The organism is Chromobacterium sphagni, from assembly GCF_001855555.1.
Classification (GTDB): domain Bacteria; phylum Pseudomonadota; class Gammaproteobacteria; order Burkholderiales; family Chromobacteriaceae; genus Chromobacterium; species Chromobacterium sphagni.
Genome location: NZ_MKCT01000057.1, coordinates 1 through 14,561 on the forward strand (window position 1 = coordinate 1; position 14,561 = coordinate 14,561).

A 14,561-nucleotide genomic window follows, 5' to 3' on the forward strand; every position below is an offset into this window, starting at 1 on the left:
GGTAGGCCGATGGTTGGGCTTGACCCCTGCGCAAGAGGCGGCGGGAGAGGAGCATCATGGATCTTAGCAAGGCCAAGGCGGTTTTCTTCGAGGAGTCGCGCGAGCTGTGCGACGCGCTGGAGACGGCGCTGCTGGACCCGGTGTCGTTCCCGCCCAATGTGGAAACCTACAACCTGTTGTTCCGCACCGCGCACACCATCAAGGGCTCGGCCGGCATTTTCGGTCTGGACGCGCTGGTGCGCTTTGCCCACGTGGTGGAGAACGTGCTGGAGCGGCTGCGCTCCGGCCAGGTCGCGCTCAGCGAGGATCTGATCAGCCTGCTGCTGTCCTGCAACGACCATCTGCGCCGCCTGTTGGACAGCGCCGGCGCCAGCGATGACATGGCGCTGGAAGACCTTCCCGAAGGCGAGCCGCTGCTGCACAGCCTGCGCCAGTACCAATCCGACGCGATTGTAGCGCCGCAGCCGCTTGCCGCTCCAACGGCCGTGAGAGAGGCCGGTAGCGCGCGGATAGCGGCGCAGACGCCGCATTGGCAGCTGTCTTTACGCTTCCATCCCGATACTTTCCGTCATGGTTTCGATCCGCTGTCTTTCCTGCGTTATCTGGCGGCCTGGGCACGCTGCGGCAGGTGGAGGCGGTCTGGCGCAATTGGCCGCCGTTGCCGCTATTGGACCTCACCGAATGCTTCATGGGGCTGGACCTCAGCCTGGAGTCCGACGAAAGCCTGGAACGCATCGAGGGAACCTTCGAATTCATCGCCGAGGACAGCCTGATAGGCATCCTGCCGCCGCATGCGCCGCTGGCGGACTTCGCCGCTCTGGCGGCGCGGCTGGGCGAGCCGCTGGAGGAGCAGTTGGCGCGCTGGCTGCGTCGTGGAGCGCTGACGCTGGATGAAGCCGCGCGGATTGAGAATGGCGATGTCGACGCTGCTGCGGATGAGGCCGATCTGGAAGCGGCCGCCGCGCCGGTGACGCCGCAAGCGTCGGCGGCAGGCGGCGTGCCGGCCAAAGCCGGTCGCGGCGATGGCCAGTACATCCGCATCGAGGCCAGCAAGCTGGACCGGCTGATCAACCGGGTGGGCGAGCTGGTGATCGCCTCGTCCGGCACCAAGTTGATCGCGCAGGCGCGTGGCGACGCCGAGCTGCTGGAGTCGGTGGCGGTGATCAACACGCTGGTGGAGAGCATACGCGACGACGCGCTGACGCTGCGCATGGTGCCGGTGGATGAAATCTTCAGCCGCTTTCCGCGCATGGTGCGCGAGGTATCCAAACAGCTGGACAAGGCCATCCACCTGGAAATCAAGGGCGGCGACACCGAAATCGACAAGTCCATGGTTGAGAAGCTCACCGACCCGCTGATGCACATCGTGCGCAACGCGGTGGACCACGGACTGGAATCCGCCGACAAGCGCCGGGCTGTCGGCAAGCCGGAGGAGGGCACCATCACACTCAACGCCTATCACGACGCCGGCTCGGTGGTAGTGGAGGTGAAGGACGACGGTGGCGGCATCAACCGCGAGAAAGTGCTGGCCAAGGCAATGGAGCGCGGCCTGGTGAGCGATGGGCGGGTGCTGAGCGACCAGGAAACGCTGCAGCTGATCTTTTTGCCCGGCTTCTCCACCGCGGATGCGGTCAGCGATCTGTCCGGCCGCGGTGTCGGCATGGACGTGGTCAAGCGCAATATCGAGGCGCTGCGCGGCGAGATCGAAATCCAGTCGCAGCCCGGCATCGGCTCGACCTTTCGGCTGCGGCTGCCATTGACGTTGGCCATCATCGACGGTTTCCGCGTCGAGGTGAATGAATCGGCGCTGGTGATGCCGCTGGACATGATGATCGAATGCGTGGACATGCCGGAAGGCGCGATGAACCAGCGTGCGCGCCAAGTGAACCTGCGCGGCGACTGGCTGCCTTTTGTTTCCTTGCGCGAGCTGTTCGGCCTGCCGCCGTCCGACCAGCCGGAATATATCGTGATCGTCCATTACGGCGAGCACCGCGCCGGCATCGTGGTGGACCGGCTGATGGGCGAGGTGCAGGCGGTGATCAAGCCGCTCGGCGAGATATTCAAGTCGCTGCGCGGCATCAGCGGCTCCACCATCCTCGGCAACGGCAAGCCGGCGCTGGTGCTTGACATTCCGCAACTGATCCACCACGCCTGCCGCCGCGAACGGCGCCAGATCCGCCAACATACCGAGGCGCTGGTAGCCGAAAAACCGTAGTTCCTACAGTAGCTTGCGATTGTTTCAATGGTTTCAGGAGACAGAGATGAACTGGTTTCACAATATGAAAGTGCACGTCAAGCTGGCGATAGGCTATGGGATCATCCTGCTGCTGATGGCGTCCATTCTGCTGGTGGGGATACGCAGCATGAGCTCGATGAGCGACAACACCAATGACATTGTCGCGAACCGCTACGTCAAGGTGGCGCTGTCCAACGACATCATGGCCAACGCGCTCAACAATGGCCGGCTGGTGCGCAATATGCTGCTGGAAACCAATCCGGCGGATGTGGAGAAGGCCAGGCAGAAGGTGGAGCAGCTGCGCGAGGAGAACAAGGAGCAGCTGGCGCGGATGGACAAATTGATAGAAAGCCCCAAGGGCCGGGAAGTATTCGACAAGATTGTGGCCGCCCGCGAGGTGCTGAGCGGCAAGTACACCGAGCTGTATGCGCTGATGAGCAAGGACCACGCGCAGGCCACTATCTTCCTGCTCAAGGAGTTTGCCCCAGCCAACAATGCCTTCATCGGCGCGCTGGATGAAATGAGCAAGATGCAGGCGGCGCAGATGCAGCAATCGAGCAAGGAGGCGCTGGACAGCGCCGCCAGTGCCCGCAATCTGATGGTGACGATAGGCATCGTGGCGCTGGTGGTGACGGTGCTGCTGGCGCTGGCCATCATCCGCAGCATCCTGCGCCAGCTGGGCGGCGATCCGTCCTACGCGATGCAGGTGGTGGCCAGGGTCGCCGACGGCGACCTGGCGGTGCCGATCAAGCTGAGCGGCGGCGATACCAGCAGCCTGTTGTACTCGATCAAGGGCATGGCGCACCGGCTGTCGGACACGCTGGCCGAGGTCAGCTCGATGTCCGAGTCGATAGGCGCGGCGTCGGAAGAAGTGTCCTCCACCGCCAGCTCGCTGGCGCAGACCGCTTCCGAGCTGGCCTCCAGCGTGGAGGAGACCAGCGCTTCGGTGGAGGAAATGGCCTCGACGGTCACCCAGAACGCCGACAACGCCCGCGTCACCGAGGGCATCGCCTCCAAGTCGGCCGACAGCGCCACCCAAAGCGGCAAGGCGGTGGGCGACATGGTGCATGCGATGAAGGAGATCGCCTCGCGCATCACCGTGATCAACGACATCGCCAACAAGACCGATCTGTTGGCGATCAACGCAGCCATCGAGGCCGCCCGCGCCGGCGAACATGGCAAGGGCTTCGCCACCGTGGCGGTGGAGGTGCGCAAGTTGGCCGAACGCTCTCAGGTGGCGGCCAAGGAGATCGGCGATCTGGCCGGGCGCTCGGTCAGCGTGGCCGAACGCGCCGGCGTGCTGCTGCAGGAAATGCTGCCGGGAATCGACCAGACCGCGACGCTGGTGCAGGAAATTTCCGCGGCATCGCGCGAGCAGCGCACCGGCATCGATCAGATCAACACCGCTGTCTCGCAGATCAGCACCGGCATGCAGTCTTCCGCCTCGTCGGCCGAGGAGTTGAGCTCCACCTCGGAAGAGCTGAGCTCGGCGGCGATGCAGCTGCAGGACCTGATGCAGCAGTTCAAGCTGCGCAGCAGCCGCAATGCGCGCAAGGGGGTGTCGCTGCACATGAGCGGCCATGGTGCCGGCGGCGCCCGCAAGGCTGCCGCGCCGCCGTCCCATGTCATGCATCCGGACGACGACGATTTCGACGAGGGCGTGGACGACGACAAGTTTTCCAAATACTGAGGATAACCATCATGAACGAGCGTGCAGCCCCGGGCGGCGCCGCGCATGGCGGCGGCAAGTTCCATTGCGTAACTTTCATCCTGGGAGAGGATCTGTTCGGCATCCAGATCAACTTCATCCGCGAGATCATCGAGCTGGACGGCATCACCCATGTGCCGATGATGCCCAGCTTCGTGCGGGGCATCATCAATCTGCGCGGTTCGGTGGTGCCGGTGATAGACCTGTCGATCCGCTTCGGTCGCGGCCTGACCGAACTGAAGCCGTCCACTTGCGTGGCCATCCTGTCGCTGCCGGGTCTGGACAACGGCTACAGCGAGGTGGGCATCCTGCTGGACGCGGTGTGCGAGGTGCTGGAGATTCCGGAGGGCGATATCGATCCATCGCCGACTTTTGGCGTCAGCATCCGCGGCGACTTCATCCAGGGCATCGCCACCATCAACGAGCGTTTCGCCATCCTGCTCAATGTGCAACAGGCCCTGTCGGTGACGGAGTTGAGCGCGATGGCGGAATCGGTCACGCAGCAGCATTTCAATGACGACGCCGAGGTGGCCTAGGATCGGGGGCGCGCGTGCTGAATCATGACCCGGTGCTCAGCGATGAAGAGTTCGCCATCTTCCGCCAGTTCATCTTCCGCGAAGCGGGCATCGATCTGCCGGCGGGCAAGCGCTCGCTGGTGCAGTCGCGCCTGTCCAAGCGCATCCGTCATCTGGGATTGGACAGCTATTCGGCCTACTGGCAGATGCTGCGCAAGCCGACCGCCCATGCCGAGCGCCAGCGGGCGATCAACCTGTTGTCCACCAATGAAACCTATTTCTTCCGCGAGCCGCAGCATTTCCACTGGCTGGAGCAGGAAGTCCAGCACCTGCGGGACATCCGCCCGGGAACGGTGCGGGTGTGGTCCGCGGCCTGTTCTACCGGCGAGGAGCCTTACACCATCGCCATGGTGCTGGCGGAAACGCTGGGCATGAACGGCAATTGGCGGATATATGCCACCGATATCAACACCAAGGTGCTGGCCATCGCCAAGCGGGCGGTTTACTCGGTGGACCGGGCGCGCCGCACGCCGCCGCATTTCTGGCAAAAGTATTTCCTGCGCGGGCGCGACGAGTACGAGGGCATGGTCAGGGTGATGCCGGAGTTGGCGCGCAGGGTGGATTTCTCCAATCTTAACCTTTTGCATTGCAATAAATTCCATCAGGGCGAATTCGACATTGTCTTTTTGCGTAATGTTCTGATTTACTTCAATGAAGCGACCAAGCTTGAGGTGTTGTCCAACCTGTGCACCCGGATGAAGGGCGGCGGCCATCTGCTGATCGGCCACTCCGAATCGCTGCACAAGCTGGCGTTGCCGCTGACGCAGGAAGAGCCGTCGCGTTACCGGCTGGATGCCTCGCATATAAGAGGAGGGGTGAAATGAGCATCTCCGTCCTGATTGTGGATGACTCCGCAGTGGTGCGCGAAATCCTGAGCCAGATGTTGTCCACCGCGCCTGACCTCGAGGTGATCGGCGCCGCGCCCGACCCGATTTTCGCGATGACCCGGATGAAGCTGCGCTGGCCGGATGTGGTCATCCTGGATATAGAGATGCCGCGAATGGACGGCCTGACCTTCCTGCGCAAGATCATGGAGGAGCGGCCTACGCCGGTCATCATCTGCTCGTCGCTGACGGAGAAGGGCGCGCGCATCACGCTGGACGCGATGTCGGCCGGCGCGGTGGCCATCATCACCAAACCCACGGTCAATCTCAAATCCTTTCTGCAGGAGGCGGCCAAGGAGCTGATCCAGGAGGTGCGCGACGCCGCCGGCGCCAGAATGGGAGCGTTCAAGCGCATCGCCACCAGCGCCAGGGGGGGCGAGCATCAGCCGGCGCCCAAACTGACCGCCGATGTGGTGCTGGAGGCGCCGTCCGGGCTGGAGAAATACCGCACCACGGAAAAGATCATCGCCATCGGCACCTCCACCGGCGGCACCCAGGCGCTGGAGTACCTGCTGCCGCGGCTGCCGGCCACCTGTCCGGGCGTGGCGGTGGTGCAGCACATGCCTGAGAAATTCACCGCCTCCTTCGCCGAACGGCTGAACCGCTTGTGCAAAGTGGAGGTTCGGGAGGCGAAAAACGGCGACCGGCTGATTTCCGGGGTGGCGCTGATCGCCCCTGGCGGCAAACATCTGCTGGTCAAGCGCAGCGGCGCGCAATACGTGGCGGAAGTCAAAGACGGGCCGCTGGTATCGCGCCACCGGCCGTCGGTGGACGTATTGTTCCGTTCGGTGGCGGTCAACGCCGGCAACAACGCGATAGGCGTGATCATGACCGGCATGGGCGACGACGGCGCGCGCGGCATGCGCGAAATGCACGACGCGGGCGCGCGCACGCTGGCCCAGGATGAGGAGTCCTGCGTGGTGTTCGGCATGCCCAACGAGGCGATCGGCCACGGCGGCGTAGACGAGGTCATGTCGCTGGAGAGGATCACTCACACGCTGGCTGGAATCCGAGGCTGAGTCATGGTGTATCTGGAAAAATGGTTGGGCCGCTCGGCAATGGTGGTGGAGGATTCCGCCAGCCACCGTATGCTGGCGGTCGGGCTGCTGCAGGAGCTTGGCTTCTCCATGGTGCATCAGGCGGAGAACGGCCTGGACGCCATCGCGCAATTGAACGCGCTGGACCTGGTGGATCTGGTGGTGACCGATCTGAACATGCCGGGGATGGACGGCGTCAAGCTGCTGGAAAGCATCGCGGCTTCGTTCAAGGGCAAGGTGCGGTTCGTGGCGGTAATGAGCGGCGTGCCGCGCGATGTGCTGGACACGGTGCAGGGCGTGGTGGACGCGTCCGAGCTGGAGCTGCTGGCGGTGTTTCCCAAGCCGCTGACCCTCGCCGATGTAAAGCGGGTGCTGGACGACTGCGACCCGGACTGGCATATGGCCGGCGCCGTCATCAGCAATCTGAACCTCAGCCGGGAAGAGGTGGCGCTGGCACTGGGCCTGGGGCAATTGGTGCCTTACTTTCAGCCCAAAGTGTCGATAGGCGACGGCAGCCTGCGGGGCATGGAGGCGCTGGTGCGCTGGGAGCATCCGCAGTTCGGCGTGCTGCAGCCGCCGATGTTTGTCCACCACCTGGAGCAGGGAGAACTGGCCTTGCGCTTTTTCTACCAGTTTTTGCGGCAGATCTGCTCCGAACTGAACCGCTTCTTGGCGTTGCAGCCGGACCTGCACGCCTCGATCAATCTGCCGGTGCCCTTGCTCAACGACCCCAATCTGGTGGACGAAATGACGTCCATCGTGCAGTCCTGCGGGCTGTCATGCCACTGCATCGTGGTGGAGGTGACGGAAACCTCTCTGATGTCCAATCTGGCGGCCTCGCTGGGTACCTTGGCGCGTTTGCGCCTCAACGGTTTCGGCCTGGCGATGGATGACTACGGCACTGGTTATTCTTCGATGAAACAGCTGTCGCGCAGTCCGTTCACCGAACTGAAAATAGACCGCGAATTCGTCCACGACGCCTCCAGCAGCCCCAAAAAGCTGGCCATTCTCACTGCGGCCATCGCCATGTGCCAGCGCTTGCACTTGCTGTCGGTGGCGGAGGGAGTGGAGAACGAGGAGGACTGGAAGCAGCTGTTCGCATTGGGTTGCGATGTGGCACAAGGCTACTACCATAGCCGGCCGCTATCGGCCGAAGCTTTTCTGCAATGGATGGCCGAACGCTGAACATGGCGGCCTGCCCATGAAAAAAAAGGGGCCTATGGCCCCTTTGCTTATGCTGCCTTCGGAATCAGGCGGCGAAGTTCTTGGACGCGAAGTCCCAGTTGACCAGCTTCCAGAAGCTTTCCATATAGTTAGGGCGGCTGTTGCGGTAGTCGATATAATACGCGTGTTCCCACACGTCACAGGTCAACAGCGGCTTCTTGTCGGTGGTCAGCGGGGTGGCGGCGTTGCTGGTGGATACCAGGTCAAGCGAACCGTCGCTGTTTTTCACCAGCCAAGCCCAGCCGGAGCCGAAGGTGCCGACGGCGGTCTGGGTGAAGGCTTTTTTGAACTCGTCGAACGAACCCCACTTGGCCTTGATGGCATCGGCCAGCGCGCCGGTCGGCTCGCCGCCTGCGTTCGGGGCCAGGCCGAACCAGTAGAAGGTGTGGTTCCAGACCTGGGCGGCGTTGTTGAAGATGCCGCCGGAGGATTTGCGGACAATCTCTTCCAAGGAGGCGTTCTCGAACTCGGTGCCCTTGATCAGGTTGTTCAGATTGGTGATGTAGGTCTGGTGATGCTTGCCGTAGTGGAATTCCAGGGTTTCCTTGGAAATGTGCGGCGCCAGGGCGTCGAGTGCGTACGGCAGTTCAGGCAGTTTGTGTTCCATCATGCTCTCCTTGTTGAGAAAGTAAGCCGCATAAGCGGATGCTTTAGCGTCTAGTTTACTGGAATATGCGTTGACAGGCCAATAGTTGACTGAAATGGTAAGGATAAAGATTTGCAATTTGATGTGATTGTCATTGGCGCCGGCGCGGCCGGTTTGATGTGCGCGGCCACCGCCGGCCAGCGCGGCCGCAGCGTATTGTTGCTGGATCATGCCGCCAAGCTGGCGGAGAAAATCCGCATCTCCGGCGGCGGGCGGTGCAACTTCACCAACATCAACGCCAGGTTCGATTGTTACCTGTCCGCCAACCCCAATTTCTGCCGTTCGGCGCTGGCGCAATACACGCCGCAGGACTTCATCGCCATGGTCGAGCGCCACGGCATCGCCTACCACGAGAAAAAGCTGGGCCAGCTGTTTTGCGACGACGGCAGCGAGCGGATCATCGCCATGCTGGACGAAGAATGCCGTCTGGCCGGCGTAGAGCGGCGGATGGAAACCGCCATCCAGCAGGTGTCGCGCGCCGACGCCGGCTTTACGCTGCAGACCTCCATGGGCGAGGTCAAGTCTGAATCGCTGGTGGTGGCGTCCGGCGGCTTGTCCATTCCGCAGATCGGCGCCACGCCTTTCGGTTACCAGCTTGCCGAACAGTTCGGTTTGCCAGTCACCAATTTGACTCCGGCGCTGGTGCCGCTGACCTTCCACGTCGAGGATGCCGATGCCTTCTCGCCGCTGGCGGGGGTGTCGCTGGAGGTGGAGGCGCGCGCCGGCAAGGGCAAGTTCCGCGAGAACGTGCTGTTCACCCACAAGGGCGTGTCCGGCCCGGTGATTCTTCAGGTGTCGTCTTATTGGCAGCCGGGCATGGAGTTGACGCTCAATCTGTTGCCGGATGTGGACGCCGAAAGCTGGCTGGAGAAAAAGGGCGCCAGCGAACAGCTGATCTCCAACGCGCTGGCCGAATTCCACTGGCCCAAGCGCTTCGCCGACGCCTGGCTGGACCGGGTGGGCTTCAACAAGCGCCTGAAGGACCTCAATCCCAAGCAGCGCGCCCAACTGGCCGAGCAGTTGCACCACTGGCGCGTCAAGCCCAACGGCACCCAGGGCTACAAAAAGGCCGAGGTGACGCTGGGTGGCGTCTCTACCAAGGCCCTGTCGTCGAAAACCATGATGGCGAGCGATGTGCCCGGCCTGTTCTTCATCGGCGAAGTGGTGGACGTCACCGGTTGGTTGGGCGGCTACAATTTCCAGTGGGCGTGGTCGTCCGGCTATGTGGCGGGATTGAACTGCTAACAGATGCCGGCTCGGGCCAAAGCGCGTGAGCCGGGGCACGTTTCGGGTTAGAATTACGTTTTGCCTTTTGCGCCATCCGGCGCCAAGCATCCCAGGTATACATGACACAACAGTACGAGAATTTTGATGGCGAAATGGCGGCCATCCGCACGCCGCCGCATTCGATAGAAGCCGAGCAGTCGGTGCTGGGCGGCCTGTTGCTGGACAACAGCGCCTGGGACAAGATCGCCGACGTGGTGTCGGAATCCGACTTCTACCGTCACGACCACCGGCTGATCTACAAGCACATCGCCAAGCTCGTGGAACTGGCGCGTCCGGCCGACGTGGTGACGGTGTCGGAAACGCTGGACAAGAACGCCGAGCTGGGCAACGTCGGCGGCCTGTCCTACCTCGCCACGCTGGCGCAGAACACGCCGTCCGCCGCCAACATCCGCCGCTACGCCGAAATCGTGCGCGAGCGCTCGGTGATGCGCCAGTTGGCCCAGGTCGGCACCGAGATCGCCGAGGCCGCCTACGCGCCGATGGGCCGCGACGCTTCCCAGCTGCTGGACGAAGCCGAGGGCAAGGTGTTCCAGATCGCCGAATCCACCGCCAAATCCAAGCAGGGCTTCCTGGAAATGCCGGGTCTCTTGAAGGAAGTGGTGGAGCGCATCGACATGCTGTACAGCCGCGACAACCCGGACGAAGTCACCGGGGTGCCTACCGGCTTTATCGATCTTGACGCCAAAACCTCCGGCCTGCAACCCGGCGACCTGATCATCGTCGCCGGCCGCCCGTCGATGGGCAAGACCGCCTTCTCGATGAACATCGCCGAGCACGTGGCGGTGGAAACCCGCCTGCCGGTGGCGGTGTTCTCGATGGAAATGGGCGGCGCGCAGCTGGTGATGCGTATGTTGGGCTCGGTGGGCCGGCTGGATCAGCACACCTTGCGTACCGGCAAGCTGGGCGACGACGACTGGCAGAAGCTGACCTATGCCATCGGCAAGCTGTCCGAAGCGCCGATGTACATCGACGAAACCGCGGCGCTGACCGCACTGGAAGTGCGGGCCCGCTCGCGGCGCCTGGCGCGCCAGCACGGCGGCAAGCTGGGCCTGATCGTGATCGACTACCTGCAGCTGATGTCGGGCTCCGGCCGCGGCGACAACCGTACCGCCGAACTGGGCGAGATATCGCGTGGCCTGAAGGGGCTGGCCAAGGAGCTGCAGGTGCCGGTGATCGCGCTGTCGCAGCTGTCGCGGGCAGTGGAGCAGCGTCCCAACAAGCGGCCGATGATGTCCGACCTGAGGGAATCCGGCGCCATCGAGCAGGATGCCGACTTGATCGTGTTCATGTACCGCGAAGAGTACTACAGCCCGGACAACCAGGAAGTGAAGGGCCTGGCCGAGGCCATCATCGGCAAGCACCGTAACGGTCCCACCGGCGCGGTGCGGCTGGCCTTCGTCGGCAAGTACGCCAAGTTCGACAACGCCGCCACCATAGGCGTCAGCGGCTGGGCCGACAACGATTCCTGATCATCATTCAGAGCAAGAGATTCCGATGAGCTATTTCGACAAGCACGTATTCGTCTGCTGCAACCAGCGCGCCAACGGCGAAGGCTGTTGCAACAATCTGGGCGCCAGCGAGCTGCATGCGTACATGAAGGAGCAGATCAAGGCCAAGGGCCTGTCCGGCAAGGGCAAGATCCGCGTCAACAAGGCCGGTTGCCTGGATCGCTGCGACGAGGGCCCGGTGCTGGTGGTCTACCCGGAGGAGACCTGGTACACCTTCGTCGACAAGCAGGACATAGACGAAATCATCGACGAGCACATGGTGAATGGCCGGGTGGTGGAAAGGCTGAAGATCTGATGCTGAAGGCGATGAACAAGGTGGACATCGCCGGCCCGGCCGGCGCGCTGGACACCATCGTGGTGGCGGCGCAGGGCGAGGCGGCGGGCGTGGCGGTGATCTGCCACCCCAATCCGCTGCAGGGCGGCACCCACACCAACAAGGTGGTGCAAACCACCGCCAAGGCGCTGTCGCAGCTGGGTTATGTCTGCTACTGCCCCAATCTGCGCGGCGTCGGCGGCAGCGAAGGCGAGCACGACTACGGCAATGGCGAAGTGGACGACGTGATCGCGGTGGCGGCTTATGCCCGGGCGCAGCATCCCGGCCTGAAGCTGGCGCTGGCCGGCTTCTCCTTCGGCGGCTTCGTCGCCGCCCGCACCCGCGCGCGCATAGACGCCGACAAGCTGCTGTTGATGGGTGTGGCGGTGGGCAAATACCCGATCCGACTCCCGATGTGCCCGCCGACACGCTGGTGATCCACGGCGAGGAAGACGAGGTGATCCCCTTGTCCGCGGTGATGGACTGGGCGCGGCCGCAGGGCCTGCCGGTGCTGGTGTTTCCGGGCACCAGCCACTTCTTCCACGGCAAGCTGGTGCAGCTGGCGCAGATGATACAGCAGTGCTGGTAGCATCACAGGCAGGCCTTTCCGGCCTGCCTTTTTTGTATCTGAAAAAAGAGAACGACATGCAGGAAATTATTGACTTCGTATTGGAAATCGACCGGCTGAAGCTGGTTACCCGCAAAACCCGAGTCTTGAATAGCGACCGCTATGAAAATTCGGCCGAACACAGTTGGCAGATCGCCTTGCTGGCGACGTCGTTGCAGCCTTACGCCGCCGAGCCGGTGGATATCAACAAGGTGGTGGCGATGCTGCTGGTGCACGACATCGGCGAGATCGAGACCGGCGACACCATAGTCTACGCCGAAGGCGGCTGGGAAGAGCGCAAGGCGCAGGAGCTGGCCTGCGTCACCCGCATTTTCGGCCTGCTGCCGGAGGCGCAAGGCCAGCGCTTTCTGGCGCTGTGGCGCGAGTTCGAGGATGGACAGAGCGCCGAGGCGCGTTTCGCCCACGCCGCCGACCGCGCGATGCCGGTGCTGTTGAACCTGGCCAACAATGGCCAGAGCTGGCGTGAGAATGGCATCCGCCATGAACAGGTGGTCAAACGCATCGGCCCGCCGGTGCGGCAAGGCTGTCCGGCGCTGTGGACATACCTGGAGACCAGGCTGGAGCATGCCCGCGAACAGGGTTGGCTAGGCTGAGCGCAACCGCCAGGATCGCGATGGCCGGCCATGCGCGGCCATCCATCCTACCAATCAGTATATTTACTTATCCTTTCAAGCACGCCATGCTATGAAAGATGCGCCGTGCCACTGACTTTCCTATGCTATATATCAAGCAATTGAACTGATTTGCTCTCCGGAAGAGGAGATTACGCAGTACTGTTCAGCGGAGAGCGGTGCATATGCTGCGATCAAACCCGGCCACCTCGGAACGATTCGAATTTCTGTCCACCTTGCCGCCACCGCGTAGCCAGCTTCGGCTTGCGCTTGCCGTGATTCTGGTGTCCGCGCTGGTGTTCGTCATCGCGGTGCCTTTTGTCAAAATACCGCTTGCCAAAGTATGGGCTTTCATCCCCAGCTACGAGTCGGCGCTGATAGTCAATGATCTGCTCACCTCCGTCCTGCTGTTTGGCCAATTCGCCATTTTGCGGCTGCGATCCTTGCAGGTGCTGGCAACCGCTTACCTGTACACCGCCCTGATGGCCATGATTCATGCGCTCACCTTTCCAGGTTTATTTTCTGAAAATGGCCTGCTGGGCGCCATGCCGCAAACGACAGCCTGGCTGTACATGTTCTGGCACAGCGGATTCCCTTTATTCATTATCGCCTATGTCCTGCTTGCCAATCGCAAGGACAAGACTCAAGGCCATGTCCGTATTGGACTCTCCATTCTGGCCTGCGTCGGCATGACGGTGGCCGTGGTGTTCGGTTTGACCCTGCTGGCGACGATCGGGCACGATCATCTTCCCGTCATTATCAAGGACCGTGTTTATACGGAAAAGATGTGGGGAGTGGCCACGGGCCTATGGACGCTGACGCTGCTGGCTTTTGCGATGATCTGCCTCAGGCGCGCCCGGACATTGCTGGATGTCTGGCTGACTGTGGTGATGTTTTCCTGGCTATGCGATATCGCCTTGTCGACCCTGCTCAATGCCAGACGGTTTGACGTTGGTTTCTATGTCGGGCGGGGGTATGGCCTGTTGGCGGCAAGCTTTGTGCTGGTGGTGCTGCTGCTGGAAAACGGCAAGCTGTATGCCCGCTTGGTCGATACCGCGACCGAATTGAAAGACGCCAAGCAGGTCGCGGAGGCAGCGACTCAAGCCAAGTCGATGTTCCTGGCCAATATGAGCCACGAAATCCGCACGCCGATGAACGCCATCATCGGTATGTCCTATCTGGCTCTGAAAACCGGGCTGACCGAGCAGCAGCGCGACTATGTCAGCAAGATCCACAACGCAGGAACCTCGCTGCTGGGCATCATCAACGACATCCTGGATTTCTCCAAAGTGGAGGCCGGCAAGCTGGATCTGGAATTCCAGCCATTTTGGTTGGACGACGTGCTGGAGAGCATTTCCGCGCTGGTGGCGCAGAAAGCCTCCGACAAGGGGTTGGAGCTGCTATTCGAAACGAGGAGGGATGTGCCGCAGGGACTGATCGGCGATGCGTTGCGGCTGGGGCAGATTCTGACCAACCTGGTCAACAACGCGATCAAGTTCACGGAGAAAGGCCAGGTTGCCATCATCATCACCCTGGCGGACCAGATCGGCGACAAGGTCCAGTTGCGCTTCTGTGTGCACGACACTGGCATCGGGATGACGGAAGAGCAGGTGGCGAAGCTGTTTCAGGCATTCCGCCAGGCTGACGGCTCCACCACCCGGCGTTTTGGCGGCACCGGACTCGGCTTGACCATCTCCAAGCGGCTGGTGGAGATGATGGGCGGCACGATACAGGTAGAGTCCGCGCCGGACTGGGGCAGTTCCTTCGTCTTCAGCACCTGGCTGGGACTGTCCCAGGCGGTGGATGCCCGCCGCAAGTCCCTGCCGAGTGAAACCAAGGGCATGCGCATCCTGGTTGTGGACGATAACGCCTCGGCGAGGGATATCCTGTCGGAGCAATTGCGC

General features: G+C 62.3%; 13 protein-coding genes and 1 pseudogene. 13 read left to right on the forward strand and 1 reads right to left on the reverse strand.

Annotated elements, in window-relative coordinates; all coding sequences use genetic code 11:
* Positions 1-56: 56 nt before the first annotated feature.
* From BI344_RS24965 to BI344_RS17750, 7 genes are read left to right on the forward strand one after another with little or no spacing between them, the layout of a single operon-like run.
* Positions 57-773 (forward strand): Hpt domain-containing protein, encoded by a 717-nt coding sequence (locus BI344_RS24965; RefSeq protein WP_206600425.1) that lies wholly within the window; start codon positions 57-59, stop codon positions 771-773.
* Positions 689-2,215: a chemotaxis protein CheA gene (locus BI344_RS17725; protein WP_206600426.1), complete on the forward strand. Its 1,527-nt coding sequence runs from the start codon at positions 689-691 to the stop codon at positions 2,213-2,215. The genes BI344_RS24965 and BI344_RS17725 overlap by 85 nt, the downstream gene beginning before the upstream one ends.
* Before the next feature lie 46 nt (positions 2,216-2,261).
* Positions 2,262-3,926 carry a methyl-accepting chemotaxis protein gene (locus tag BI344_RS17730; protein WP_071114171.1) on the forward strand — a complete coding sequence of 555 codons (1,665 nt, stop codon included), beginning with the start codon at positions 2,262-2,264 and terminating at the stop codon, positions 3,924-3,926.
* Between the two features lie 11 nt (positions 3,927-3,937).
* The gene (locus BI344_RS17735) at positions 3,938-4,480 is read left to right on the forward strand and encodes a chemotaxis protein CheW (protein ID WP_071114172.1); all 543 of its coding nucleotides are present in this window, start codon (positions 3,938-3,940) and stop codon (positions 4,478-4,480) included.
* Positions 4,481-4,494: 14 nt separating this feature from the next.
* A complete protein-coding gene (locus BI344_RS17740; RefSeq protein ID WP_071114173.1) occupies positions 4,495-5,343 on the forward strand; it encodes a CheR family methyltransferase in 849 nt (282 codons plus the stop codon).
* On the forward strand, positions 5,340-6,422 hold the full coding sequence (locus BI344_RS17745; RefSeq protein ID WP_071114174.1) for a protein-glutamate methylesterase/protein-glutamine glutaminase: 1,083 nt from the start codon (positions 5,340-5,342) through the stop codon (positions 6,420-6,422). The genes BI344_RS17740 and BI344_RS17745 overlap by 4 nt, the downstream gene beginning before the upstream one ends.
* Positions 6,423-6,425: 3 nt before the next feature.
* Positions 6,426-7,625 carry an EAL domain-containing response regulator gene (locus tag BI344_RS17750; protein ID WP_083370286.1) on the forward strand — a complete coding sequence of 400 codons (1,200 nt, stop codon included), beginning with the start codon at positions 6,426-6,428 and terminating at the stop codon, positions 7,623-7,625.
* A gap of 64 nt (positions 7,626-7,689) precedes the next feature.
* On the opposite strand, the gene sodB is transcribed toward BI344_RS17750, so the two are convergent.
* Entirely contained in the window at positions 7,690-8,271 is a 582-nt protein-coding gene (gene sodB / locus BI344_RS17755; RefSeq protein ID WP_071114175.1) for a superoxide dismutase [Fe], read from the reverse strand.
* Positions 8,272-8,382: 111 nt separating this feature from the next.
* Between sodB and BI344_RS17760 the strand changes: the two genes are divergently transcribed.
* The 6 genes and pseudogenes from BI344_RS17760 to BI344_RS17785 all read left to right on the forward strand — a co-directional run.
* Positions 8,383-9,555, forward strand: coding sequence for a BaiN/RdsA family NAD(P)/FAD-dependent oxidoreductase (locus tag BI344_RS17760; RefSeq protein ID WP_083339060.1), 1,173 nt, complete (start codon positions 8,383-8,385; stop codon positions 9,553-9,555).
* Between the two features lie 101 nt (positions 9,556-9,656).
* Entirely contained in the window at positions 9,657-11,066 is a 1,410-nt protein-coding gene (dnaB, locus tag BI344_RS17765) for a replicative DNA helicase (RefSeq protein WP_071114176.1), read from the forward strand.
* A 25-nt stretch (positions 11,067-11,091) separates the two neighbouring features.
* Positions 11,092-11,400 (forward strand): (2Fe-2S) ferredoxin domain-containing protein, encoded by a 309-nt coding sequence (locus BI344_RS17770; protein WP_071114177.1) that lies wholly within the window; start codon positions 11,092-11,094, stop codon positions 11,398-11,400.
* A pseudogene (locus BI344_RS17775) lies at positions 11,400-12,007 on the forward strand (alpha/beta hydrolase). Before BI344_RS17770 ends, BI344_RS17775 begins: the two are co-directional and overlap by 1 nt.
* Before the next feature lie 56 nt (positions 12,008-12,063).
* Entirely contained in the window at positions 12,064-12,639 is a 576-nt protein-coding gene (locus BI344_RS17780; RefSeq protein WP_071114180.1) for an HD domain-containing protein, read from the forward strand.
* A 203-nt stretch (positions 12,640-12,842) separates the two neighbouring features.
* On the forward strand, positions 12,843-14,561 hold a 1,719-nt coding region (locus BI344_RS17785), incomplete at its 3' end, for a hybrid sensor histidine kinase/response regulator (protein WP_193431007.1).